Annotated in this window: 2 protein-coding genes and 1 pseudogene; all 3 read right to left on the bottom strand. The window is 72.1% G+C overall.

The window, feature by feature from the left end:
* Nucleotides 1–1,115 (bottom strand): annotated as a pseudogene (locus tag ACFYX0_RS47235) (1,4-alpha-glucan branching enzyme); the annotation flags it as partial.
* 38 nt (nucleotides 1,116–1,153) lie between these two features.
* Nucleotides 1,154–2,554, bottom strand: a complete 1,401-nt coding sequence (locus tag ACFYX0_RS47230; protein WP_388981891.1) for a maltokinase — start codon at nucleotides 2,552–2,554, stop codon at nucleotides 1,154–1,156.
* 88 nt (nucleotides 2,555–2,642) lie between these two features.
* A partial coding sequence (locus tag ACFYX0_RS47225) for an alpha-glucosidase C-terminal domain-containing protein (RefSeq protein ID WP_388981888.1) occupies nucleotides 2,643–2,915 on the bottom strand: 273 nt, incomplete at its 5' end.

The raw sequence follows: 2,915 nt of genomic DNA, 5'->3' as shown, positions 1-2,915 counted from the left end.
AGATCCTTCACGTACCCGGGCAGCCGCTCGGCCAGTTGGCGATACGTCAGACCGGGCCGCCAGGACGGCAGATGCACCTCGTACACCGAGAACGGCGCCTCGTGCACCGGGATGTCCCCGCGATGCGCGAGCCACTCCTCGTCGTGCCACTCGTGGTGGGAGACCTGCACGACCGAGGACGTGTGCGGCGGGACCTCGGTGCGCCGGGCCAGCGGGTCGGCGCGCAGGGTCCTGGAGCCGTCCGGGCGGGTGATCTCGAACTTGTAGAGCTCGCCCTCGCCGATCCCGGGCACGAACAGTTCCCACACCCCGGACGAGCCGAGAGAGCGCATCGCGTGACCGCTGCCGTCCCAGTGGTTGAAGCCTCCCGCCACGCGCACACCGCGCGCGTTCGGCGCCCACACCGCGAACCGGGTGCCGGTCACGCCCTGGTGGGTCATCGGATGGGCGCCGAGCACCTGCCACAGCTGCTCGTGCCGCCCCTCGCCGATCAGATGCAGATCCAGCTCGCCGAGTGTGGGCAGGAAGCGGTACGCGTCCTCGGTCTCCTGCGTCGCTCCCTCGTAGACCACGAGAAGCCGGTACGCCGGGACGTCCGCCGGCGGCAGCAGCACCGAGAAGAACCCGCCGCCGTCGTCGTGCAGCTCGGTCCGCGGGCCGTCGGTGACGAGGGTCACCGACAGCGCGTACGGACGGAAGACCCGGACGGCGACCCCGCCGGGCACCGGATGGGCACCGAGCACGGCGTGCGGATCGTGGTGGGTGCCGTCGATCAGCCGCGCGCGGTCAGAGGCGTCGACCGCGGGGGAGACGGCGGGGGAGAGGGCATCCTCGGGGGTGGTCGCCTTCACGACGGCCGTCTTCCGGGCGGTGGCCTTCTTGGCGACGGCTTTCTCGGCTACGGCTTTTTTGGCGACGGCTTTCTTGGTGGTGGCCTTTTTGGCTACGGCTTTCGTGGCTACGGCCTTCTTGGCAGGAGCCGGGACCTTCTTCGCCGCTGCCGCCTTCTTCGCCACCGCCTTGTCGGCCGTCGCCTTCTTCCCACCGGTACCGGTCTTCTGCGGACCGTCGCCGTTCTTCTGCGTGCTGTCGTCGGACGGAGGGCGGGGCGTCACGGGCGGGGCCTCCTCGGCAAAGGACAACGGGCGGTGGATCAGGGGGTGGCGTCGGCTGCCAGGCGGCGAATCGCCGCCATCGGCACGGGCAGCCAGTCGGGGCGGTGGCGGGCCTCGTAGAGGACCTCGTAGACGGCCTTGTCCGTCTCGTACGCGCGCAGCAGCACCGGTTCGGTCCGCGGATCGTGCCCGGCGACCTCGGCGTATCCCGAGCAGTACGCGGCCCGGCACGCCGTGGCCCACCGCGGTGCCGGAGGCCCGGCCGAGTGGGCCGCGTAGTCGAAGGAGCGCAGCATCCCCGCGATGTCCCGCACCACGGGCTGCGGCATCCGGCGCTCCGCGAGCGGCCTGGACGGCTCGCCCTCGAAGTCGATCAGCGACCAGTCGCCGGACGGCGCGCGCAGGCACTGGCCCAGGTGCAGATCCCCGTGGATGCGCTGGGCGGTCCAGGTCCGCCCCTCGGCGGCGAGGTCGGCCAGCGCCTCGAACGCGGAGTGCAGCGCGGGCGCGTACGGCCGCAGTGCGGGCACCGCCTGTGCCGCCGCCTCCAGCCGCTCGGCCATGCCGCCGACCAGCAGCCGTATATGGGTGTGCCCCAGGGTGATGGGAGGCAGGGCGCGGGCCAGGGCCGTGTGCACCTCGGCGGTGGCACGGCCGAGCGCCCGCGCGTCCGGGGTGAAGTCCTCGCCCTTGGCCAGCTCGCGCAGCGCCAGCTCCCAGCCGTCGGAGGCGCCGCGCAGATACGGCTGCAACACGGCCAGGACGTAAGGCTCGTCCAGGTCGTCGAGGTGCGCGAGCAGCCAGCCGGCCGGTGCGGGCACGCGGGCGCAGCGCTCGTGCGACAGCAGCAGCGGGAGTTCCAGATCCGGGTTGGTGCCGGGGACGACACGCCGCAGGAGCTTCAGAATGAACGTATCTCCGTAGACGACGGACGAGTTGGACTGCTCCGCGGTGACCCTTCTCGGGACGAGCTCGTCCCTGATCGGCTGGCGTGGATCGCCGTCGAAGCGCAGAGTGCCGATGCGCGCCCGGGTGCGCAGCGCCTCCAGGAGCACGGTGGTGGCCCGGGGGTCGTAGAGCGCCTCGTACACGGTCCGGCCGGCCAGCGGTCCGTCCGTCACATGTCCGATGAGCGCGGGCGCCAGCCGCGGCGGCAGCGCCTCGCGCACTCCTATCAGGAGCTGGTAGCAGTCGCCGGGGTGCGGCACGGCACCCTGGGTCGGCGCTTCCGGCTGATGGGCCCGTACGAGCAGATGGACCAGGCCGAGCGTGCCTCCGGGTGGCAGCAGGTCGGTCGCCGCCACCAGCGAGAACCCCGTGACCGGCCGCCCCTTGCCCGCGAACCACCGCTGTCGTGGCACCCACTCCCGCAGCAGGGGTTCGAGGGAGGCGACAAGGCCTGCCTCGGCCGTGGTGGGGTGGGTGACGGCTTCCGACATGGCGTACGTCCTTTCCCCGGGGGGTGGTCGGGGGGTTACTGCCTGCGTGCCCCGGGCGGGGCGGTGGAAACCGCCCCGCCCGCGGCTTCTACGCGCCGTCCTTGCGGAGCCGGAACCAGTAGAAGCCGTGGCCTGCGAGGGTGAGCAGGTAGGGCAGTTCGCCGATGGCGGGGAAGCGGACCCCGCCGATGAGTTCGACCGGGTGGCGGCCGTCGAAGCGGCGCAGGTCCAGTTCGGTGGGCTGGGCGAAGCGGGAGAAGTTGTGGACGCACATCACCAGGTCGTCCCCCTGTCCCTCATATGAGGGGGCCTCGCGCAGGAAGGCCAGGACGGCCGGGTTGGAGGAGGGCAGTTCGGTGTA

The sequence above is a fragment of the Streptomyces sp. NPDC002573 genome (assembly GCF_042889625.1).
GTDB classification, from domain to species: domain Bacteria; phylum Actinomycetota; class Actinomycetes; order Streptomycetales; family Streptomycetaceae; genus Streptomyces; species Streptomyces gibsoniae.
The sequence above is the reverse complement of the archived record's forward strand: the minus strand, read 5'-3'. Positions and strand labels throughout refer to the sequence as shown.